This window comes from Flavobacterium sp. UMI-01, from assembly GCF_019656315.1.
Lineage (GTDB): Bacteria > Bacteroidota > Bacteroidia > Flavobacteriales > Flavobacteriaceae > Flavobacterium.
On record NZ_BPLU01000003.1, the window covers coordinates 155,416 to 178,095 of the forward strand.

The 22,680-nt window shown below is 33.6% G+C and carries 17 protein-coding genes; 14 read left to right on the plus strand and 3 right to left on the minus strand.

Annotation, left to right across the window (positions count from 1 at the left end; genetic code table 11):
* The first annotated feature begins 117 nt into the window (after nt 1–117).
* From K5R64_RS01845 to K5R64_RS01865, 5 genes are all read left to right on the plus strand, one after another.
* The gene (locus K5R64_RS01845) at nt 118–4,548 is read left to right on the plus strand and encodes a translocation/assembly module TamB domain-containing protein (RefSeq protein ID WP_308443146.1); all 4,431 of its coding nucleotides are present in this window, start codon (nt 118–120) and stop codon (nt 4,546–4,548) included.
* 247 nt (nt 4,549–4,795) lie between these two features.
* Nucleotides 4,796–5,782 carry a 6-phosphofructokinase gene (pfkA, locus tag K5R64_RS01850; protein ID WP_220760257.1) on the plus strand — a complete coding sequence of 329 codons (987 nt, stop codon included), beginning with the start codon at nt 4,796–4,798 and terminating at the stop codon, nt 5,780–5,782.
* A 57-nt stretch (nt 5,783–5,839) separates the two neighbouring features.
* The gene (gap, locus tag K5R64_RS01855) at nt 5,840–6,844 is read left to right on the plus strand and encodes a type I glyceraldehyde-3-phosphate dehydrogenase (protein ID WP_220760259.1); all 1,005 of its coding nucleotides are present in this window, start codon (nt 5,840–5,842) and stop codon (nt 6,842–6,844) included.
* A gap of 123 nt (nt 6,845–6,967) precedes the next feature.
* Nucleotides 6,968–7,819 (plus strand): N-acetylglucosamine kinase, encoded by an 852-nt coding sequence (locus K5R64_RS01860; protein ID WP_220760261.1) that lies wholly within the window; start codon nt 6,968–6,970, stop codon nt 7,817–7,819.
* Between the two features lie 4 nt (nt 7,820–7,823).
* Nucleotides 7,824–8,204 carry a methylglyoxal synthase gene (locus K5R64_RS01865; RefSeq protein WP_220760263.1) on the plus strand — a complete coding sequence of 127 codons (381 nt, stop codon included), beginning with the start codon at nt 7,824–7,826 and terminating at the stop codon, nt 8,202–8,204.
* On the opposite strand, the gene K5R64_RS01870 is transcribed toward K5R64_RS01865, so the two are convergent.
* Both K5R64_RS01870 and K5R64_RS01875 read right to left on the minus strand, forming a co-directional pair.
* A complete protein-coding gene (locus tag K5R64_RS01870) occupies nt 8,185–8,565 on the minus strand; it encodes a RidA family protein (protein WP_220760265.1) in 381 nt (126 codons plus the stop codon). The genes K5R64_RS01865 and K5R64_RS01870 overlap by 20 nt on opposite strands.
* A gap of 73 nt (nt 8,566–8,638) precedes the next feature.
* On the minus strand, nt 8,639–11,317 hold the full coding sequence (locus K5R64_RS01875; protein WP_255580270.1) for a putative LPS assembly protein LptD: 2,679 nt from the start codon (nt 11,315–11,317) through the stop codon (nt 8,639–8,641).
* Nucleotides 11,318–11,452: 135 nt separating this feature from the next.
* Between K5R64_RS01875 and K5R64_RS01880 the strand changes: the two genes are divergently transcribed.
* The 9 genes from K5R64_RS01880 (at nt 11,453) to K5R64_RS01920 (ending at nt 21,579) form a co-directional block, all read left to right on the plus strand.
* A complete protein-coding gene (locus tag K5R64_RS01880) occupies nt 11,453–12,613 on the plus strand; it encodes an N-acetylmuramoyl-L-alanine amidase (protein WP_220760267.1) in 1,161 nt (386 codons plus the stop codon).
* Nucleotides 12,614–12,662: 49 nt separating this feature from the next.
* The gene (locus tag K5R64_RS01885) at nt 12,663–13,619 is read left to right on the plus strand and encodes an MlaD family protein (RefSeq protein ID WP_220760269.1); all 957 of its coding nucleotides are present in this window, start codon (nt 12,663–12,665) and stop codon (nt 13,617–13,619) included.
* A 14-nt stretch (nt 13,620–13,633) separates the two neighbouring features.
* The gene (locus K5R64_RS01890) at nt 13,634–14,935 is read left to right on the plus strand and encodes a (Fe-S)-binding protein (RefSeq protein ID WP_220760271.1); all 1,302 of its coding nucleotides are present in this window, start codon (nt 13,634–13,636) and stop codon (nt 14,933–14,935) included.
* A 71-nt stretch (nt 14,936–15,006) separates the two neighbouring features.
* A complete protein-coding gene (locus K5R64_RS01895) occupies nt 15,007–15,798 on the plus strand; it encodes a (Fe-S)-binding protein (protein WP_220760273.1) in 792 nt (263 codons plus the stop codon).
* A gap of 58 nt (nt 15,799–15,856) precedes the next feature.
* Complete coding sequence (locus tag K5R64_RS01900; protein WP_220760275.1) at nt 15,857–16,339, plus strand: ABC transporter ATPase; 483 nt, start codon at nt 15,857–15,859, stop codon at nt 16,337–16,339.
* Nucleotides 16,340–16,695: 356 nt separating this feature from the next.
* Nucleotides 16,696–17,346: a DUF4331 family protein gene (locus K5R64_RS01905; RefSeq protein ID WP_220760277.1), complete on the plus strand. Its 651-nt coding sequence runs from the start codon at nt 16,696–16,698 to the stop codon at nt 17,344–17,346.
* A 68-nt stretch (nt 17,347–17,414) separates the two neighbouring features.
* Nucleotides 17,415–17,963, plus strand: coding sequence for a DUF4331 family protein (locus K5R64_RS01910; RefSeq protein ID WP_220760279.1), 549 nt, complete (start codon nt 17,415–17,417; stop codon nt 17,961–17,963).
* A gap of 102 nt (nt 17,964–18,065) precedes the next feature.
* A complete protein-coding gene (locus K5R64_RS01915; protein ID WP_220760281.1) occupies nt 18,066–19,361 on the plus strand; it encodes a tetratricopeptide repeat protein in 1,296 nt (431 codons plus the stop codon).
* Between the two features lie 4 nt (nt 19,362–19,365).
* The gene (locus K5R64_RS01920) at nt 19,366–21,579 is read left to right on the plus strand and encodes a TonB-dependent receptor domain-containing protein (protein WP_220760283.1); all 2,214 of its coding nucleotides are present in this window, start codon (nt 19,366–19,368) and stop codon (nt 21,577–21,579) included.
* Between the two features lie 103 nt (nt 21,580–21,682).
* On the opposite strand, the gene K5R64_RS01925 is transcribed toward K5R64_RS01920, so the two are convergent.
* Nucleotides 21,683–22,627 carry a tRNA-dihydrouridine synthase gene (locus K5R64_RS01925; protein WP_220760285.1) on the minus strand — a complete coding sequence of 315 codons (945 nt, stop codon included), beginning with the start codon at nt 22,625–22,627 and terminating at the stop codon, nt 21,683–21,685.
* Nucleotides 22,628–22,680: the final 53 nt, after the last annotated feature.

A 22,680-nucleotide genomic window follows, 5' to 3' on the forward strand; every position in this document is an offset into this window, starting at 1 on the left:
GACAGACGCTTTCCTGATGCAATATCCTGTTTTTAGAAAAAATTAAAAATCAAGAAGATTAAAAAGTATATCAAAATATTTTCAATTGTAATTATTGGGTTAATTCTCCTGATTCTTTTGCTAGGAATTGCTCTTTCTACTTCATTTGTTCAAACTAAAATCGCTCATTATGTCACTCAAACTTTGAATAAAGATTTTGGGGTAGATATCCATGTTGGAAAAGCCAAAATTAACATTTTTGGTGGTGTGAAATTAAGAGAAGTTTTAATCAGAGACCACCATAAAGACACCCTGATTTACAGCCAAATTGTAAATACCAATATTTTGGACGTCAAAAAAATGATTGAGGGGGATTTGTTTTTTGGTAATATTCGCCTTGAAAATTTATTATTCAATTTAAAAACATATAAAGGAGAAAATGATACCAATATTGATGTTTTTATAAATTCTTTTGATGATGGTAAACCATCTAATGGTAAACATACTTTATTTGAAGCTGATTTTGCGGATATTGTAAACAGTCGTTTTGTTTTGACGGATGAGAATCGAGTTATCCCTAAAGACGTTGATTTTACTAGATTGAATGCCAAACTGATTGACTTCAAATTGTATGGCCCTGATGTGACTACGGTTATCAAGTTAATGTCTTTTCAAGACCATCGAGGTGCTTTTGTTTCGGAATTGAATACCAATTTCAGTTATACTAAAAAACAAATTCAGCTTAAAAATTTAGATATTAAAACCAAAGAATCAAAAATTAAGGCTGATATCACGTTGAATTACAAAATTTCTGATTTTGCTAATTTTAATGACAAAGTGGTTTTTGTGGGTACCATTTACCCTTCGTTAGTAGCGTCAAATGATATCCGTCATTTTTATAAAGAGTTGGGAAAAAATTTAACGTTTACTTTGGCTACGAATGTGAAAGGGACGTTGAATAATTTGACACTCAATAATCTTCAATTGTACGATGACCAAGTCACTAGGATGTTTGGGGCAATCAATTTCAAAAATATTTTTGGAAAGGAGCACCAACGTTTTAAAATGACTGGTAATTTTAGTAAGGTGACGTCGTCTTATGATAACTTAGTTCCTATTTTGCCAAAAATATTAGGGGATAAATTACCTGCTGAATTAAAGCGAATAGGGAAGTTTAATTTAAACGGAGCCATTGAGTTAACCGCTTCAACATTGGATGCTGATTTTACGTTGCTTTCAGATATTGGTCAAGTAAATTCCGTTTTACAAATGAATCAAATCGATTTTATCGATAAAGCTTCCTATACTGGGCGTATAATTACCAAGGATTTTAATGCAGGAATATTGCTTAATGAAAAAGATTTGGGTCAGGTTACCATGGATGTTGAAGTGGAGGGAATTGGTTTTACTAGAAAATATTTGGACACAGGTGTCAAAGGTGTCGTTTCCAAAATTAATTACAAAAAATACAACTATCGCAGTGTTGCTATAAATGGAAATTTTAAATTTCCGTATTACCGAGGGAAAGTAGCCGTTGAGGATCCTAATTTGAATATGGATTTTGATGGGTTGGTAGATTTAAGTAAAAAAGACAGCCGATTCGATTTCCATATCGATGTTAGGAATGCCGATTTGTATCAATTGCATTTGGTAAAAGACACGCTTTCAAAGTTTAAAGGAGATGTGGTAGTACAATTGACAGGTAATACGATTGAAAATCTTCAAGGGAATGTTTATTTTACCAATACTTCGTATCAAAATGCAAAAGACAGCTATGTTTTTGATGATTTTTCGATTACGTCAAGTTTTGATGCGGATAAAATTAGAACTATAATTTTAGATTCTCCAGACATTGTACAAGGTGAAATTGTAGGGAAATTTCAGTTCAAAGATTTGGGTATTTTGGTGCGCAATTCTATTGGGAGTTTGTACACCAATTTCAAGCCAGAGCCAGTGAGTAAAGGACAATTTTTGAAATTTAATTTTTCAGTATATAATAAAATCATTGAAATATTTTATCCTGATATTGCTATAGGGACCAATACGGTTGTCAAAGGGAACATAAAATCCGACACACAAGAATTCAAGCTGAACTTTAAGTCTCCCAAGATTATTGCCGCAGACAATACATTTGATAATATCAGAATTGCTATTGATAATAAAAACCCACTCTATAATGCTTTTCTTGAATTGGATAGCATAAAGACAAAATATTATAAAATACGTGACTTTAGTTTGATCAATGTTACAAATAAAGATACTTTGTTTTTTAGGTCTGAATTTAAAGGTGGTTCAAAAGGTGAAGATTACTTTAATTTGAACTTGTATCATACCATTAATGAAAATAATGACAATGTGGTGGGAATAAGCAAATCCGAACTGCATTTTAAAAATAATTTGTGGTTTTTGAATGAAAAAGAAACTGCCGATAATCAAATCGTTTTTGATAAATTATTAAAAAACTTTACGATAGATAACATCGTTTTATCCCATCAGGATCAAGAAATTGCTCTAAAAGGAAAACTCGGAGGAACAAAAAATAAAGACTTAAAACTGAGTTTTAAAGATGTGGATTTGTTTAAAATCACGCCTGCCGATGACAAATTTGTTTTCAACGGAAGTTTGGATGGAGAGGTTCATTTTTTACAAAATGATGAAGTTTATAAGCCTACAGCTTCTCTAGTGGTGGACAAATTAAATATAAATGATACAGAGCTGGGTGTATTGCGATTTGGTATAGAAGGCGATCAAAACTTAGAGCGTTTTACTATTGATTCGTTTTTGGAAAACAAAAATTTAGAATCGTTTACAGCAAAAGGGAATTTTACGATTGTAGGTAAAGAAGCTGCTTTGGATTTGGACTTGAAGTTGGATAAATTCAATTTAGGAATTTTTAATCCTTTAGGAGGTGAGGTATTATCAAATATTCGAGGTTTTGCAAGTGGTAATTCTCGCATTAGCGGTACGGTAAATCAACCCAAAATTAGTGGAAGGCTTTTTGTAGATCAAGCGGGATTGACAATTCCTTATTTGAATGTAGATTATAAGCTGGCTGATAATTCTATTGTTGACTTATTAGATGAAAGTTTTTTAATCCGAAACAATTCGCTTACAGATTCTAAGTTTGGTACCAAAGGAGTGCTTCGAGGGAAGATTGAGCACACTAAATTTATGGATTGGAAGTTGGATTTGGAAATTACATCCAAACGTTTATTGGTATTAAATACAGAAGATAGCGAAGATGCTGCTTATTATGGAACTGCTTTTATTGATGGTAGTGCTTCGATAACTGGTCCTACTAATGGGTTGTTTATAAAAATGGAGGCTAGATCAGAAAAAGGATCCACATTGAAAATTCCAATTAATCAAGCAGAAAGTCTGGGTGATAACAGTTTGATGCATTTTATAACTGCCAAGGAAAAGGTAAATATTCAAAAAGGAATTGTTGAAAACACTAGAGATTATAAAGGACTTGAGTTAGAGTTTGACTTAGATATTACTCCTGATGCGGAGGTAGAAGTGATTCTGGATAGAAATTCAGGACACGGAATGAAAGGAAAGGGCTACGGGTCTTTGTTGTTTAAAATTAATACGTTAGGAAAATTCAATATGTGGGGAAATTTTCAAGCATATGAAGGGTCTTACAATTTTAAATATGGAGGACTTATTGATAAAAAGTTTGATGTACGCAAAGGAGGTTCTATTTCGTGGGAAGGGAATCCGATGCGTGCCCAATTAAATTTAGAAGCTGTATATAAAACGATTGCTAATCCTGCGGTTCTTCTAGAAAATTCCTCTTTTAATCGCAAAGTGCCAGTAAATGTTGTTATTGGGGTCAAAGGAGATTTGGCAAGTCCTGAACCTGACTTTAATATTGAGTTCCCAACCGTGAGTAATGTATTGAAATCTGAAATTCAATACAAACTTTACGACAAAGATGTGAGGCAAACTCAAGCGTTGTATTTGCTGTCTTCGGGTGGTTTTTTAAGTTCAGAAGGAGTGACACAATCGGATTTTTCAGGAAGTTTGTTTGAAACAGCATCTAGTTTATTAGGAGGAATAATCAAGACTGATGGAGATAAATTCAAGGTGGGCTTTAATTATGTTTCCGCTGACAGGCGAATTGGGAAAGAAACGGATGGTAGGGTAGTAGCTACTATTTCTTCCAAAATAAACGAACGATTTACCATTAATGGTAAAGTTGGGGTGCCTTTTGGAGGAATCAATGAGTCGGCAGTTGTGGGGGATTTAGAAGTGCAATACCGCGTGAATGATGATGGAACACTGAATCTGCGAATTTTTAACCGTGAGAATGATGTGAATTATATAGGTCAGGGTATTGGTTACACTCAAGGATTAGGGGTAACCTACGAAGTAGATTTTGATACCTTTAGAGAGTTGGTAAACAAAATATTTACAAATAAAAAATCAAATGCGGGTATTCAATATATTGATCAATTTCAAGATTCAAATTTAGCACCAGAATATATTAATTTTTCAAAACCGAAAGAACCAAAACCACAAGAAACCAAACCCAATCAAGAAGGAAGAATACCTGAGGAAGAATGACGTTTTTCAAAGTCATTTAGAATAAAACAGTTTACTCTTACTTTATTTGATTAATGATTAATTGTTAGTTTATTATCTAAAAATTAGTTTTATGTTAATTAAATTGATTTTTTTTTGATTTTTCGAAAACTTATTAACGAAAACGTTTGAATTTGTTGGTAGTGAGTAATTTAGCATTTTATGAAGAGTAAAAGTGCGATATGTTTCCTATTTTTACAATTTAAAACTAAAAACAACTAAAAAAATAATGTCAAATAAGATTCAAAAAATAGGAGTTTTAACTTCAGGTGGTGATTCACCAGGAATGAATGCTGCTATTCGATCAGTAGTTAGAACATGTGCTTATCATAATGTAGAATGTGTAGGTATCTACAGAGGATACCAAGGGATGATTGAAGGTGACTTTGTTAATATGGGACCTCGTTCTGTAAACAACATAGTTAATAAAGGAGGTACTATTTTAAAATCAGCACGTTCAGCTGAATTCAGAACTCCAGAAGGTAGAAAGAAAGCACACGAACAAATCGTAAAAGCTGGAATTGATGCTTTGGTTGTGATTGGTGGAGACGGTACTTTTACAGGAGGATTGATTTTTAATTCGGAATATAATTTTCCAGTAATTGGAATTCCAGGAACCATTGATAATGATATTTATGGTACAACTCATACTTTAGGATATGATACTGCATTGAATACTGTTGTGGATTGTATTGATAAAATTAGAGATACCGCTATTTCTCACAACCGTTTATTCTTTGTTGAGGTAATGGGACGCGATGCAGGTCATATTGCGTTGAATGCTGGTATAGGTGCTGGAGCTGAAGAAATTTTGATCCCTGAAGAAAATCTTGGACTTGATAGACTTTTAGAATCTTTACAAAAAAGTAAAGCTTCAGGAAAATCATCTAGTATTGTAGTAATCGCTGAAGGGGATAAAATTGGTAAAAATGTATTCGAATTAAAAGATTACGTTGATGCTAATTTACCTGAGTATGATGTACGTGTATCCGTTTTAGGACACATGCAAAGAGGAGGTTCTCCTTCTTGTTTTGATAGGGTATTGGCAAGTAGATTAGGTGTAAGTGCTGTTGAGTCTCTATTAGAAGGAAAATCAAACTACATGGTAGGGTTACAAAACAATAAAGTAGCGTTGACACCACTTGAACAAGCTATAAAAGGTAAATCTGAAATTGATTTAGAATTATTGAGAGTTTCAGATATTATGACAACTTAAAGATAAAAACTATCTTTGCAAAACGAAAATGAATAACAAATTAATAAACACAAAGAAATGTCAAAAGTAAAATTAGGAATAAACGGATTCGGTAGAATTGGTAGAATTGTATTTAGAGAGTCCTTTAACAGAGATAATGTTGAAGTAGTTGCAATCAACGATTTATTAGATGTTGATCACTTAGCTTACTTATTAAAATATGATTCAGTTCACGGTCGTTTTGACGGAACAGTTGAAGTAAAAGAAGGAAAATTATATGTAAACGGAAGAAACATTCGTATCACTGCTGAGAGAAACCCAGCTGATTTGAAATGGAACGAAGTTGATGTGGATGTAGTAGCCGAGTGTACTGGTATTTTTACTACTATTGATACTGCTAGCGAGCACCTAAAAGGTGGAGCTAAAAAAGTAATTATTTCTGCTCCTTCTGCTGATGCTCCAATGTTTGTAATGGGAGTAAATCACGAAACTGCAAAAGCTTCTGATTTAGTTGTTTCTAATGCTTCTTGTACTACTAACTGTTTAGCGCCTTTAGCTAAAGTTATCAATGACAACTTTGGAATTGTTGAAGGTTTAATGACTACAGTTCACGCTACAACATCAACTCAAATGACTGCTGATGGTCCTTCTAGAAAAGACTGGAGAGGTGGACGTGCTGCTGCAATCAATATCATTCCTTCTTCAACAGGTGCTGCTAAAGCTGTTGGTAAAGTAATCCCTTCTTTGAATGGAAAATTAACTGGTATGGCTTTCCGTGTTCCTACTGCTGACGTTTCTACAGTAGATTTAACTGTAAAATTAGCAAAAGAAACTTCATACGAAGAAATCATGTCTGTATTGAAAAATGCTTCTGAAACTAACATGAAAGGAATTTTAGGATATACTGAAGATGCTGTTGTTTCTCAAGATTTTATCTCTGATAAAAGAACGTCTATCGTTGATGCTACAGCTGGAATTGGTTTGAACTCAACTTTCTTCAAATTAGTTTCTTGGTATGATAATGAATATGGATATTCAAGTAAATTAATTGATTTATCTGTTCATATTGCAGGTTTAAAATAATCAATTGATTATTGTAAATTATATATTGAAAGAATCCCGTTTTACTATATTTAACGGGATTTTTTTATATTTACACCTCGCGTGCTACTTTAGAACTTAAAACAACCAAAACAAAAATTAGAGATGAAATTATTAGTAGATAGTGGTTCTACAAAAGCAGATTGGATTGCCATTGATGAGCAAGGAAAAGTTTTGTTTACCACTCAAACATTGGGGCTAAATCCAGAGGTACTTGATAAAGAAGAAATTATTGAGCGTATTAATGATCGTTTTGATCTTTTGCAGAATAAAGACAATGCGACACATTTGTTTTTTTATGGAGCAGGCTGTGGTACGGATAGAATGAAAAATAGTCTTACTGAAGTTTTTAAAGGCTATTTTACAAAGGCAGCGATTGTTGTCGAAGAAGATACCTATGCTGCAGTATATGCGACCACTCCTAAAAACGAAAAAGCAATTGTATGTATTTTAGGTACAGGGTCAAATTGTAGCTATTATGATGGTGCCGTTTTGCATCAAAAAGTGCAATCTTTGGGTTATATTGTAATGGATGATTGCAGTGGAAATGTATTTGGGAAAGAGTTAATCAGAAAGTATTATTTCAATAAAATGCCAAAAGAATTAGCTGAAGCATTTGAAAAAGAATACAATTTGGAACCAGATTATTTGAAATCAAAACTATATAAAGAGCCTAATCCCAATGCACATTTAGCAACATTTGCTAAGTTTTTAATCCAAAATAAAGAACATAAATTCTGTCAAAAAATCATCAAAAAATGGATGAAATCTTTTGTAAAGAATTATATTGAACAGTACGACAATTGTTATGATGTGCCTGTTCATTTTGTGGGTTCAATTGCATTTTACCTAAAAGAAGAATTAGAGGTGATTTTTAATAAATACGGATTGCAATTAGGGAATGTTTTAAGAAGACCTATTGATGGGTTAATTGCATATCATGGTGAAAAAGAATAAGAATATGGAAATAGCAATCATTGCACACGACGGCAAAAAAGTAGATATGGTTCAGTTTTTAAATAAAAACATTGAACTGTTACAAAATGAAAAATTAAAAATTATAGCTACTGGAACCACTGGAGGTAAAGCTGCTAATGCAGGTTTTAAGGTGAAAAAGATGCTTTCTGGACCTTTAGGAGGTGATGCTCAAATCGCCGCTAGAGTAGCGGAAGGTAAAACGAAGATGGTGTTGTTTTTTAAAGACCCATTGGCCAGTCATGCCCATGAAGTAGATATTAATATGTTGTTGCGTGTATGCGATGTGCATAATGTGCCTATCGCTACAAATGAAGCCTCGGCACAATTATTATTAGATGCAATTGCTATAACATTGCAATCATAGAGATTTCAACATTTACATTTTTTGGCAATGCTGCCACCTGAACCGTTTCACGTGCTGGAGCGGTTTTTTCATTTAAATACGAACTATAAACTGCATTAATAGTACCAAAATCTTTCATATCTGTAATGAATATTGTTGATTTCACTACATTTTCAAAAGTCATATTGGCCGCTTTTAGTATCGCTTTTAGGTTTTCCATAACTTGTATGGTTTCGATTTCGATAGTGTTGGTAGTAATGTCACCAGTTTCAGGATGAATTGCGATTTGTCCTGAAATGTACAAGGTGTCGTTGTGCAATATAGCTTGATTGTAAGGTCCTATGGGAGCGGGTGCATCTTTGGTATAAATTATCGTTTTCATGATGTTGTTTTTAGATAAATTATGAAATTCAGTTTGAAAAATAGATTTTAAAGATACAAAAAGGAGTTTGCAATTAGCGTCTAACAGAACTGTTTTTGTCCCATTTTATATCACTAAGAATTCCTGATTTAATACCGATGAAGAAATTCCAGTTGGCATTGTCACCAAAAGGTGTCCAGTTAAAACTCATTCGCCAACTTAATAAATCTCTTTCAAAACGCAATTGGGTATAGGTTACTCCTTTTTGAACAAAATCATAACCTGTAGAAACGCCCACTTTCCATTTTGGAGTCAAGTCGGTGTTAGCAGAAATCATGATAGAGTTACCTGAAATTTGCTTTTCTCGGTTGCTATTGCTGTACGTTAAAGAGTATGCAAATGTCATGTCCCATGGCAATTTGGATTGAAAAAATTCAGAGATGACATCTTCTCCTTCTTCTTCGCTACCGTCAAAAAGACTTTTTCTATTGTTACCAAAATCAGTAGCGGTTCCAAACAAGTCGTCTTCACGTCCTCCGTTTCGTTGGGTTTGTGAATCTTTTGGCTTGTCCTTTTTCTCGTTATCAGTACTGGAAATGGAATAGTTAATGGTCATGTTGGCACTTGTCATTCGGAATAAACTACCACCATTATTGATGTTGAAAGTGTTGATTCTGGTTCCTGAATTGTCAATAGCATAAGGATCTAAAGTGGTTCCAAAATTGACATTCATTTTTTCTTTAAAAAGCTGTGTTCCACCACTCACTCGTATCGGAGCTAATGCCAATTCGGTCTTGCCATCAGCATTCAAATTATAGCTGGTAGATAAATTTAAATTGTTTAGCAACATGACTTTTTTAGGTTCCGTTTTGGTACTGTCACGGTCAGTTACTTTAGCCTCAAAAGTATTGCTTAGATTAAAACCAATATTGCTAGAATTAGTCAATCCTGGAGCGCCATAGATTCCGTTTTCAAATCGAGTGTATTCTTTTATCATGGTTCCACTTGCATCTGTAGCGTAGGTGTCGTAATATTTTTTAAAACTAGGAACGTAGCTATAACTTAAGCTAGGACGCATTACGTGTCTTATCGCTTTTATTTTTTTCTCTTCGCCAAAATTAAAAGTTCCATAAATGGTTGTTCCTAAACTAGCTGAAAAATTATAAGTACGAAAAGCATCAAAACCATTTTGAATTTGGTCAACAACGGCACTTTTGTCAAAATCATAACTTTTCTTAATGGTTTTTAAGTACCAAACTTCTTCGTAGTTAGCAGAGGTAGAAGCACTAAAATATTTGAATAATTTAAAGTTGGTACTAATAGGAATACTATGTTGTGCTCCTACTTTGGCATCTCTAAACATTTCGGGTTTGAAGAACAAAGAGTCGGTTGTAGTAAAACTATTTCTACCGTTCAGATTGTATTGTAAGTTGATGTTTTTGATAAACCCTTTTTTGGTATCATTTTTACCAGCAAATGGATAAATTCTATCGACACTTAATTGTAAGGTAGGTAGTGTCATATCAATCGTTTCTGTTTGTGTATTTTGCGAATGTGTTGCTGTAAGAGACATTCTGAGTTCAGGAACGGTGTTGAACGTTTTCGAATAGGATATCGAAGAGCTTAAGGTGTTATTCAATCTGGAACCAATATTGGATTGATTAATAGATTGATTGAAATACTTACTACTACCTAAGTTAACAGAGGCTGAAAAGCTTGAACTTGGGCTTGCTTTTGAATCTCTAGAATGAGACCACTGGATGTTGTATATCTTTTGTTTAGAATAATCTGGATATCCTCGTTCACTAGAGATTAGGTTTTCGTACCTAAAGTTGACATTTCCTCTAAATCGATACCGTTTAGCATAAGAAGACTCAAATCGCATTCCGTAACTTCCATTGGTGTAGTAATCCCCAATGACGGTAAGATCATAATGGTCGCTTAAGGCAAAATAGTATCCACCATTTTGTAACGAAAAACCTCGGGTATTGGAATCGTTATAGCTAGGTAATATGACTCCTGAGACACTTGTTTCTTTGCTCATTGGGAAATAGGCAAAGGGTAATGCGATAGGAGTGGGTACATCAGCAATAACCATGTGTGTCATTCCTGTTATTACTTTTTTTCCGGGGATAAATTTTACTTTACTTGTTTGAAAATAATACTCAGGTTTGTCCACATTGGTTGAAGTTGTGAAACGAGCTCCTTTTAAAAAGTAAACTGAATCGTTTTCTTTTTTGGTGATTCGAGCTTTTACTTTAAATTCGCCTTGATCGGTTCTGGAATTCCATATTAATGCCTTTTTGGTTTTAAAATTAAACCGAATGGAATCAGGCTCGATAATATTGGTTCCTTGTTTAAAATTAGGGTATTGAATGAGTTTGCCTGTGGAGTCTTTGATTCTACCGGCATAGACTTCATTTTTATCGTAATCGAGAACAATAATACCCGATTTTAACTCTACATCTTGATAATACAACTCGGCTTGGTCGTACAGTGTGATGAGTTTCTTTTTTTGATCTATCTTGGCATATTGATTGGCTTTGTATTTAACAATACCGTCCAAAAAAGGTTTTTTGGTTAGGGTAGTATCCTTTTTTTTCAAAGAATCAGTCGGTTTTAATGCAGTAGCCTTTGGTTTGGTAGTTGTATTTATTTCTTCTTTAATAGGTATAGCTTTTGGCTTTTTAGTCAAATCCTGAGAATATAAATTATTACATCCAATCGAGAGGAGGATTGATAACAAAACGATATTAAATAAGTTTGTCTGCAAAGGTTTAAATACTATTTTTGTAAAAAATTATGGCTTGTTATTTGAGGTGACAAACTTACATATTATTTTTTGCCAAAAATAATCAATTGAACAAATTATAGCGATAGCTTTTTAATTAAATTAACTTTATAATTTATGAATGCTTTGAATAAAATTAAAGTAATTTTTACATTTCTTGTAATTATAGCATCACAATCAACTTACAGTCAATCTAATATTTTTAAAGTAACTTTAGATGCCGGTCATGGGGGACATGATTTTGGGGCAGTATATAGTGGACGTGTTGAAAAGAATATTGCCTTGGCGATAGTTTTGAAAGTAGGCGAAATGCTCGAAGCGTATCCTAAAATTAATGTCAATTACACCCGTAAATCAGATGTTTTTATTGATTTGGTAGAAAGAGCCAACATTGCCAATAGAGAAAATGCTAGTATTTTTGTTTCTATTCACTGTAATGCGAATAAGAATACCTCGGCCGATGGTACGGAAACATACGTGATGGGGATGAACAAAGTAAGTTCAAATCTTGAAGTAGCCAAGAAAGAAAACTCGGTAATTACTTTGGAAAAAGATTACAAGCGTAAATACGAAGGTTTTGATCCTAATTCACCTGAAACCATGATTGGTATGACATTGATGCAGGAAGAATATTTGGAAAATAGTATTTCATTAGCGAGTAAAGTAGAGGATGAATTTGAAAAATTAGGAAAAAAAATACGTGGTGGTGGTGTGAAACAAGCACCTTTTATGGTACTACACAAAGCGTATATGCCTAGAGTTTTAATCGAAACGGGATTTATCTCTAATCCTACCGAAGGAGCCTATTTAGACTCTGAGAATGGACAAAAAGAAATTGCTAGAGCCATTACAAATGCGATTATTAGATACAAAAATGAATATTTTGGTAATGGTGCCGAGTCGGTAGAAACAGTAAAAACACCTGCAAAACCAGTAAATAAACCAGTTGAAAAAGACACGACAAAACCGGTTTCAAAGAATGTTGATACGGTAACTTCATCTACTAATGGCGTTATTTCTCAACCAGGAGCGGTTTTCAAAGTGCAACTTTCGGCTATAGGTAAAAAAATTCCTTTGGTGGCTAAAAATTTCAAAGGTTTGAGTCCGATTACGATGAGTTACGAAGATAATTTGTATCGTTATATGTATGGTCAAACTAATGATTACAACGAAGCCAAAAAGTTGTTAGAAGAGGCAAAATCAAAGGGTTATGAATATGCATTTATAACTGCATTTGTAGGAGGAAAAAAAGTTAGTATTCAAGAAGCAATTAAATAAAGGGCAGTTCTGAATATTTTATATTAAATTTGTACAAAATTCATACATTTTGAGACTAACAAGAGAGATTAAAACGGCAATCTTAGTAATTGCATCTATTTTATTGTTCATTTGGGGGTATAGTTTCTTAAAAGGGAAAGATCTCTTTACAAGTTACAAAACGTTCTATGTAGAATATGAAAATGTAGAAGGACTCGCACCTTCAGCACCTATCACACTAAATGGTCTTGTGATTGGTAAAATTAATGGTATTACTATCAACCCCTCTACAGGGAAATTATTAGTGGAATTACAAATCAAAACAGATTTTCCTATTTCTAAAACGAGTTTGGCAATAATTTACGAGCCAGGCTTTATTGGTGGTAAACAAATTGCTATTGAACCTAATTTTGAAGATAAAAATTTAGCTGTGAGTGGTGATCATTTGAACGGGAATGTTCGTTTAGGATTAACACAAAAACTAGGAGATCAACTGGTTCCTTTACAAGAAAAAATTGAAAAATTAATTGTCAATGCCGATCAATTGATTTCAGGAATCAATAATGTATTGGATAAAAAAGGGCAAGAAGATTTAAAAAAGGGATTGGCTGAAATGAGTAAAACCATGGAAGAATTTCATAAAGCTTCTGCTAGTGTGAATGCCATCTTGAACGAGAATCAAGGCCAAATCAAAGGTATGGTGACTAATTTCAACAAAGTTTCAAATAATTTTTCAAAAATATCAGATTCCATCAATAAAGCTGATTTAGGAAAAACCATCCGAAATTTGAATGCTACCATGGTAAAAGTCAATGGTATGATGACGGACTTAGAATCTGGCAAAGGAACGATGGGTAAAATGTTTAAAGATGAAGCTTTGTACAACAATTTTGCTAAATCTTCTAAAGAGCTAGAGTTACTTTTACAAGATTTACGATTGAATCCTACGCGTTATGTAAATATTTCTCTTTTTGGTAAGAAAAACAAACCATATAAAGCACCGGTAAAAGATTCAATTTCCAAATAATAAAAAGGAATAGTATGAACTATTTAGATAACATCATTTTTGTCATTGCGCTTGCAGTAGGCTTTGGTTATTTTATTACCAATGTAAAAAAATTAAAGCGAAACATCAATTTAGGTATCGCAGTCGATAGAAATGACAATCCTTCTGTTCGGTGGAAAAACATGGCAATGATTGCTTTGGGGCAATCTAAAATGGTTAAAAGACCCATTGCAGGAATACTTCACATTATCGTTTATGTAGGTTTTATTATTATCAATATTGAATTACTTGAAATTATACTTGATGGAATCTTAGGCACTCATCGAATCTTTGCTTCGATAGGGGCACTTTATGGATTTCTAATCGGTTCTTTTGAGGTGTTAGCTTTATTGGTTTTAGTAGCAGTTACAATCTTTTGGTTAAGAAGAAATGTTATCCGATTAAAACGATTTACAAATCCTGAATTAAAAGGATTTCCTAAAAATGACGGAAATTATATTTTGTATTTTGAAATGGTTTTGATGACTTTGTTTTTGGTAATGAATGCCACCGATATTCATTTTCAAATGAATGCTTCAGGAAATACCATTTCGCAATTTGTAGCGCCTCTTTTTTCGGGACTTTCTGAAAATTCTTTACATCTTATTGAAAGAACGGCTTGGTGGTTGCATATTTTGGGAATATTGGTCTTCTTGAATTATTTGTATTTTTCAAAGCACCTTCATATTTTATTAGCTTTTCCTAATACTTACTTTGCAGATTTAAATCCTTTAGGACAATTTGATAATTTAGGAGCCGTTACTAAAGAAGTCAAATTGATGATGGATCCAAATGTAGACCCGTATGCAGCACCTGCTGAGGGTGAGGTTCACACTAAATTTGGAGCTAGTGATGTTCAAGATTTGAATTGGGTTCAATTATTAAATGCTTATACATGTACCGAGTGCGGGAGGTGTACTTCGGCTTGTCCTGCAAATCAAACTGGGAAAAAATTGTCTCCACGTAAAATCATGATGGATACAAGAGACCGTTTGGAGGAAGTAGGTAAAAATATTGACGCTAATAAAGGCGTATTTGTCCCAGACAATAAATCATTGTTGAATGATTATATTACTCCCGAAGAATTATGGGCTTGTACTTCTTGTAATGCTTGTGTTGAGGAATGTCCCGTAAGTATTAGTCCTTTATCAATTATAATGGATATGCGTCGTTACTTAGTCATGGAACAAAGTGCGGCTCCTATGTCATTGAATGCGATGATGTCAAATGTTGAGAACAATGGGGCACCTTGGCAATACAGCCAGCAAGATCGATTGAATTGGAAAAATGAAATGTAATTGAAAAGTGTAAATGTTTAATCGGTTAATCGGTTAAACTTTTTACTAAAGAACCAATTAAACAAAACACCATGTCAGAAAATATTATAGTGCCAACAATGGCCGAAATGCTAGCCCAAGGCCAACAACCCGAAGTGTTGTTTTGGGTAGGTTGCGCAGGAAGTTTTGACGATAGAGCAAAAAAAATTACCAAAGCATTTGTTCGAATTTTAAACCGTGCCAATGTTTCTTTTGCTGTTTTAGGAACCGAGGAAAGTTGTACAGGAGATCCTGCAAAAAGAGCTGGAAATGAATTTTTGTTTCAAATGCAAGCGATGATGAATATTGAAGTTTTAAACGCTTATGAAGCCAAAAAAATTGTAACAGCCTGTCCGCATTGTTTTAATACTTTAAAAAATGAATATCCTGAATTAGGGGGGCAATACGAAGTAGTACATCATACCGAATTTTTAAAATCATTACTTGATGACGGACGACTTACTATTGAAGGAGGGCAATTCAAAGGAAAACGCATCACATTTCACGACCCTTGTTATTTAGGTAGAGCTAATAAAATTTATGAAGCACCTAGAGATTTAATTCAAAAATTAGATACAGAGTTAGTTGAAATGAAACGTTCTCGTGCCAATGGATTGTGTTGTGGAGCAGGAGGAGCACAAATGTTTAAAGATGCAGAGCCTGGAAATAAGGAGGTTAATATTCTTCGAACAGAAGATGCATTGGAAACTACTCCAGAAATTATTGCCACTGGTTGTCCTTTTTGTAATACGATGATGACTGACGGTATTAAAAATAAAGAAAAAGAATCGGATGTCAAAGTACTAGACATAGCCGAATTAATTGCGAATGCTCAGGATTTGTAACATTCACTTTGAATCATAATTAAAATCCTTAATCAAAAATCTAAAATCTTCAATTATCATGTACGTACCTTTTGAAAATTTACCCGAAGAATCCAGAGTTTGGATTTACCAATCTAACAGAAAGTTTTCAGATGTAGAAATTGCTGAAATAGAAAATGATTTAAAAGCATTTTTAGAAAATTGGGCTGCTCATGGAACTAGTTTGGAGGCATCCTATCAATTAAAATATAACCGATTTATCATTATAGCGGTCAATCAAGAAGTGCAAGCTGCAACGGGATGTTCGATTGATGCATCAGTAGTTTTTATTCAAAATTTGGAAAAAAAGTACAATGTAGATTTGTTGGATAAAATGAATGTAACGTTCAAACAAGGAGAGCATATTGCTCACAAACCGTTGCTTGATTTCAAAAAAATGGTAAAAGAGAAATCGGTTACTGAGAATACAATTGTATTTAATAATCTTATTAATAACGTTCAGGAATTTAATGAGTCTTGGGAAGTACCCGCGATGGATAGTTGGCATAGCCGATTCTTTTGATATAATTTTTCAAAAGAAATTCGAACGAATTAAATAATTTATTTCATAAAACAGAAGTAGCTTAAAGTTGCTTCTGTTTTTTTTTTTGCCCCTAATTCTTTTATCCCAATATCGATATTAAGATTTTATTGATTTTTACATGGATCGGCCTGTTGGCAGATAGGTCTATGTTTAAATGCGTAATCTAAGTTTATTTAAAATTTTAAAGGCTTTTTAGAATTATTTATTTTAAAATAGACATTTTTTAATGTGTTGAAAAACAAGTAATTGTATTTTGTTTTGTTTTTTTTTACTTTTTTTAAAACCAAATAGCAAGTAATCACGTAAATCCTATTATAACCATAAAAATTCACACAATGAAAAAGACAAAAACAATTTTAGGGCTTTCGTTATTAGCGATTGGAGGATTAACCCTTGTAGCTGCGGATCATATTGACGCACCAGCGGTTAAGGACACGGCATCTGACATTACAGATTATTATGCTTTTCAAGGGCAAGACACAAACAACATGGTATTTGTTGTAAACACACAAGGATTATTAAGTCCTGCTAATACTGCAGCAGCTTCCTTCAATGAGAATGTATTGATAGAAGTAAATATTGATAATACAGGGGATAACAAGGAGGATTTAGTGATACAAGCTATTCGTAAAGGAGATAAAATGTATTTCTTTGGTCCTTATGCTCCAGCTACTACAGGAAAATCGAGTACCATTGATATGAGTAAGTCTTCAGGAAATGTTATGATTTCTAAATATGGAGCTTCAGCAATTACGGCTTCGCAAAACGGAATGAAATTTTTTGCAGGACCTAGAGATGACCCTTTCTTTTTTGACTTGGGACAATATTTAGATATTTTGGATGGTAAAGCATCAGGATTTAGAACTACTGGTATCGATACTTTTGCTGGTACAAATGTGTTGTCTGTTGTGATTGAAGTTCCAAAATCAAAATTAGGGACAGCTGCAACATTGAATACTTGGGTTGAAACAAAGAAAAAACAATAAGTAACTTTTGCAGTAAAAAATAATTTGTGATTTTAAAATAAATCATGCTAAACCTTAATAATATAATTATGAAAACAATAAATAAAATCAAAATAATGAGTGTAGCACTACTAAGTGCAGTAGGAATGGTAAGTTGTAATGATAACGATAATAATGGTTCAGCGGCACCTGATTTTTCAGGAACGTATGTACAACAAGACCAAATGGGACGACCTGCAATTAATACTGTTTTTGTAGCATCAGGAATGCCTAAAGATGAATTCAATGGAACAATCCCGTCTGAAATGGGAGCAAAATACCAATCGGTTTTCAAAGCGAGGTTATTGGCTTTAAATTCAGCATACACAACAAATGCTTTAACACTTAATGCGGATGCTTTTACGGGTGTTTTAGCAACAGATGTTTTGTCTGTAAAAACGTCTGGAAAAACTACTTTTTTTGATGGTACGAATGTTTTAACAGGTCGTGCTTTAGGGGATGACGTAATTGATACTGAATTACTTTTGATTTTTGGTGGACCTAGTGGTACATCAAATCCAGGTTTGACAAAAGATAACGTAAATAAAAACGATAAAGATTTTACCGTATCGTTCCCTTATTTAGCTACTGCTTGGTAAGTTAAATAATGAATACCCTAAAAGACAGAGTGCTCAAAATTACCTAGGTACTCTGTTTTTTTTTACAAATAATAAAACAAACAAAAACAAAAAAGTAAAATTATGAAAACAATATCAAAAATATTAATTGTATTCGTAGTAGCACTAAATCTGGTTTCATGTGACCAATCCACAAAGCAAATTACCAATCCAAAGGATTATAATGACTATTTGGGAATGAAAATAAACGAAGACCTTGATTTTACAGTGGAAGAAATTAAATTTTGGGAAGATAAGTATGCTGCTGATACCGTCCAAAAATCATATTTGGGAATCATTGCTTCTAAATATACTGCCCGATTTCAACAAACAGCGAGTATCAACTATTTGTATCAAGCTGAAGAATTATTGGTTAAAGCAAATCAAGCTCGAAATTATAAAAATGTAGGAAGTTTGCGTGCCTTGGCACGAAATTATATTGCCCAACATCGATTTAAAGAAGCGTTACTTTTGGCACAAAAAGCTTTGGCTATTGGTGAAAGCCAAATGGAATCTCGAAAATTATTGTTTGATGTACAAATGGAATTGGGAAATTACAACGAAGCTCAAACCCATTTGGAAGCGATAAAAGATATGAAAGATTATGATTATCTGATACGTTTAGCAAAATGGAATGATCATATTGGGGATTTGGACACGGCTATTAGTTTTATGGAAAAAGCCAAAACTATTGCTGAGAAAGAAAAAAATAAAGTTTTAAAAATTTGGTCTTATTCGAATATTGCCGATTTTTATGGTCATGCGGGACGTATTTCAGATTCTTATGCATATTACTTAAAGACGTTAGCAATTGACCCTAATAATGCTTATGCTCTCAAGGGAATTGCGTGGATTGTATTTTCTTATGAAAGAAATATTCCTGAGGCCAAAAGAATTATTTCGGCAATAGAAAAAAACTACGATGCTCCTGATTTTCTTTTGTTAAAATCAGAAATGGCTTCATTTGAGGGAAATAAAGAAGAAGCAGAAAAGTTTAAAAACGCTTACTTTGAAAAATTATCAAAGGACAATTATGGTGCTATGTATAATAAATACAATGCTTTACTTTATGCCGAAAATCAAGCCACAGTTGCTAAAGCACTAGAAATAGCTAAAACCGAAGTGCAACACCGACCCACACCAGAATCGTATGATTTATTGGCTTGGTCTTATTTAAAAGATGGTGATGCTAAAAAAGCTTTAGAAATTGCCAATACAAAAGTGGCCGGGCAATCCTACGAGCCTATTATTCAATACCACTTGGCCATGATTTATAAAACAAACCAACAAATAGATAAAATTCCACAATTGAAAAAGGAACTTGAAGGGAGTATCTATGAGTTAGGACCTGAATTTGAAGCAAAAATCAAACAATTGTAATCTTATGAAACATTTTTATTTGTTATTAATGACGGTTGTTTCATTTTCTGCTTTTGGACAGACTATAAAAGGTATTGTGCTAGATGCAAAGGGAAACCCGATCGAAAATGCCTATTTAAGCAATAACGCTTCCTCAACTCATGCTCATACCAATGAGTTTGGTCAATTCGTTTTGGATAAAACAATTCTGGGTGAGTTAGTAGTTGTAACAGCTTTTGGATACAAAAAGAAAGAATTTAACATCAGTGCTACTGACATTTCTGTGGTACTAGAAGATGCCATGTTTAAGTTGGACGAAATTATAATTCAACCTAAAATTTCAGCGATGAATGTTATTTCTAAAATAGATTTGCAAACCACGCCAGTCAATTCGTCACAAGAAATATTACGCAAAGTTCCAGGTTTGTTCATTGGTCAACATGCCGGAGGCGGAAAAGCAGAACAAATTTTTCTTAGGGGGTTTGATATAGATCATGGTACTGATATTGCCATTTCAGTAGATGGAATGCCTGTAAATATGGTTTCACATGCTCATGGTCAAGGTTATGCTGATTTGCATTTTGTAATTCCAGAAACAGTGGAAAAAATTGATTTTGGTAAAGGAGCCTATTTTGCTGACAAGGGAGATTTTGCTACTGCGGGCTATGTTGCTTTTAAAACCAAAGAAAAATTAGAGCAAAGTTTTATTAGTCTGGAAGCTGGACAATTTAATACGCAACGTTTGGTGGGAATGTTTTCTCTTTTGGAAAACTCCAAAAAACAATCTGCTTATATTGCCTCAGAGTATATTTTGACAGATGGCCCCTTTGATAGTCCCCAAAATTTCAATCGAGTAAATTTACTTGGTAAGTTTACAACACTTTTGGATGAGAATAGTAAAGTTAGCTTTACAGCTTCACATTTTGCCAGTCGCTGGGATGCTTCAGGACAAATCCCACAACGATTAGTTGATGAAGGTGTTATTTCACGTTTTGGAGCAGTGGATGATACTGAGGGGGGGCGTACATCACGCACCAATTTTAATGTAGCCTTAACAAAAGCGATTGATGAAAATACTTTTTTTAAAGCCAACGTTTTTTATTCTAAATACGATTTTGAATTGTTTTCAAACTTTACTTTTTTTCTTGAAGACGCTGTGAACGGAGATCAAATCAAACAAAAAGAAAACCGTTCTATTTATGGTATGAATTCAGATTGGACAAAAAAAATGAAACATAACGATTGGGATATACAATTGCAAGCAGGACTGGGATTTAGAGCCGATGCAACTAAAGATACGGAACTATCTCATACACTAGGTAGAACAACTACATTGGATCCAATTAAGCTAGGCGATATAGAACAGTTTAATGGTTTTAATTATTGGAATGCCGAATTTAAACATGGAAGATGGTTGATTAATCCGGCTGTTCGTTTTGATTTTTTCAAATATAATTACCAAGATAAATTGGAATCGTTTTACCGTACACAAGCTGAAACAGCGTTTAAAATTTCACCAAAGTTGAATTTTGTTTATTCTCAAAATAATAATGCACAGTTTTTTTTAAAAACAGGTTTAGGTTTCCATTCAAATGATACTAGAGTGGTAGTAGAAAATAACGGAAAACAAATTTTACCAAGTTCTTTGGGCTTTGATTTGGGGACTATTTTCAAACCCGTTCCCAAGTTAATAGTGAATACCGCTCTATGGGCATTATTTCTGGAGCAGGAATTTGTATATGTGGGAGATGCGGGAATTGTAGAGCCTAGTGGTAAAACAAAACGTATGGGGGCCGATTTAGGGCTTCGATATCAAATTAATGATTATTTATTTCTTGACTCAGATGCGACTTATACGTATGCCAGAAGTAGTGATGAGCCTTCAGGACAAAATTATATCTCACTTGCACCTGATTTTACATTAACAGGTGGACTGAGTTGGCAAAAATGGAATGGATTTTCAGGAGGTATTCATTACCGACACCTAAAAAATCGTCCAGCCAATGAAGATAATTCTATAGTCGCTAAAGGATATGGGATTGTTGATTGTAATCTCAATTATGTATTGAAGAAGGTGAGCTTCGGAATTTCGATTGAAAACGTATTGAATAGTGAATGGAACGAAACACAATTTGCTACTGAAAGCCGATTGCAAAATGAACCCAATAGTGTCGAAGAAATTCATTTTACACCTGGAACCCCATTTTATCTAAAAGGGAAAATTAGTTACACATTTTAGAGATTGTTTTTGTTTGTTGGTAAGGTCTGGTGCTTTTGGTAGGGCACTAGGCCTTATTTTTTATGAGGTATTTTAGTACTACTTACTGAAAGAAGGAGTATTATTATCCTTGTTTGAAAATTTCGGTTATGGCAGCATCGTAATTTTTAAAAGTTTTGGCTTTTTTGATGAGTTTGAGTACTTTGTGTGGATTTGAAAATGTAGTCGAAAAGTATTCCCATAAGTGATACATTTTTAGCAAAATATGGGTTTGTCCCGACAAAGATTCACTATATATCTCGTATAAAGTATCGTGGAATTCTTTAAAAACTTCGAGTTTGTTGTCGGGATAATTAGTGGTGTTGTTTTTAATCATCGAGGGCAAGAAAGGATCTGCAATTAAGGCTCGGCCTATCATCCAATGGTCGATAGACGGAAAACGCTCTTGCATTTCTTGAAATTTGGTTACTGATGTAATATCGCCATTATAATATAGTTTGTGTTTGGTGTGGTCTATGCAGTTTTGAAAAGCATCCAAATGTACCCCACCATTATAAAGTTGTTTGCCTAAACGGGCATGTATGGCAATATTTTTTAATGGATATTGATCTAAAATAGGTAAAACATCAATAATTTCTTGTGTGTTTTCATAACCCAAACGCATTTTCATCGAAACAAGAATATCGGTTTCTGAATGCGCTCTTTGAAGTATGTGGTTGATTCGTTCAGTATTGCTTATTAATCCAGAACCCATTCCAGATTTAGTAACCATCGGATAGGGACAACCCAAATTCCAATTCAATTCATTATATCCTAATTCTTTGATATATTTTGCCACAAATATAAATTCGTCGGCATCATTTGTTATCACTTGCGGAATCACTTCTAATTCTGTATTGTTCTCAGGAAGTAAGTCCCGTTCATAAGAAGCTTTGATGCTTAATTTACCATTTAGTCGAATGTACGGAGAATAGAAGGTGTCAATGCCCCCAAAGAGTTTATTTTGAGCATTTCTAAATCTAAAATCGGTAAAACCTTGTAAGGGCGATGACAATAATGTGAAATCCATGGTAATTTTTAGAAAGGCAAAGATAGCGTAGTTTTTCTCAATTAGGGTAGTTT

Excerpts from the sequence above, each read along its gene's own strand:
- K5R64_RS01860 (WP_220760261.1), top strand. The coding sequence starts at position 6,968 with ATGAAATTATTAGTAGATAGTGGTTCTACAAAAGCAGATTGGATTGCC.
- K5R64_RS01865 (WP_220760263.1), top strand. The coding sequence starts at position 7,824 with ATGGAAATAGCAATCATTGCACACGACGGCAAAAAAGTAGATATGGTT.
- K5R64_RS01905 (WP_220760277.1), top strand. The coding sequence starts at position 16,696 with ATGAAAAAGACAAAAACAATTTTAGGGCTTTCGTTATTAGCGATTGGA.
- K5R64_RS01870 (WP_220760265.1), bottom strand. The coding sequence starts at position 8,565 with ATGAAAACGATAATTTATACCAAAGATGCACCCGCTCCCATAGGACCT.
- K5R64_RS01915 (WP_220760281.1), top strand. The coding sequence starts at position 18,066 with ATGAAAACAATATCAAAAATATTAATTGTATTCGTAGTAGCACTAAAT.
- K5R64_RS01880 (WP_220760267.1), top strand. The coding sequence starts at position 11,453 with ATGAATGCTTTGAATAAAATTAAAGTAATTTTTACATTTCTTGTAATT.
- K5R64_RS01910 (WP_220760279.1), top strand. The coding sequence starts at position 17,415 with ATGAAAACAATAAATAAAATCAAAATAATGAGTGTAGCACTACTAAGT.
- pfkA (WP_220760257.1), top strand. The coding sequence starts at position 4,796 with ATGTCAAATAAGATTCAAAAAATAGGAGTTTTAACTTCAGGTGGTGAT.
- K5R64_RS01900 (WP_220760275.1), top strand. The coding sequence starts at position 15,857 with ATGTACGTACCTTTTGAAAATTTACCCGAAGAATCCAGAGTTTGGATT.
- gap (WP_220760259.1), top strand. The coding sequence starts at position 5,840 with ATGTCAAAAGTAAAATTAGGAATAAACGGATTCGGTAGAATTGGTAGA.
- K5R64_RS01890 (WP_220760271.1), top strand. The coding sequence starts at position 13,634 with ATGAACTATTTAGATAACATCATTTTTGTCATTGCGCTTGCAGTAGGC.
- K5R64_RS01920 (WP_220760283.1), top strand. The coding sequence starts at position 19,366 with ATGAAACATTTTTATTTGTTATTAATGACGGTTGTTTCATTTTCTGCT.
- K5R64_RS01925 (WP_220760285.1), bottom strand. The coding sequence starts at position 22,627 with ATGGATTTCACATTATTGTCATCGCCCTTACAAGGTTTTACCGATTTT.
- K5R64_RS01895 (WP_220760273.1), top strand. The coding sequence starts at position 15,007 with ATGTCAGAAAATATTATAGTGCCAACAATGGCCGAAATGCTAGCCCAA.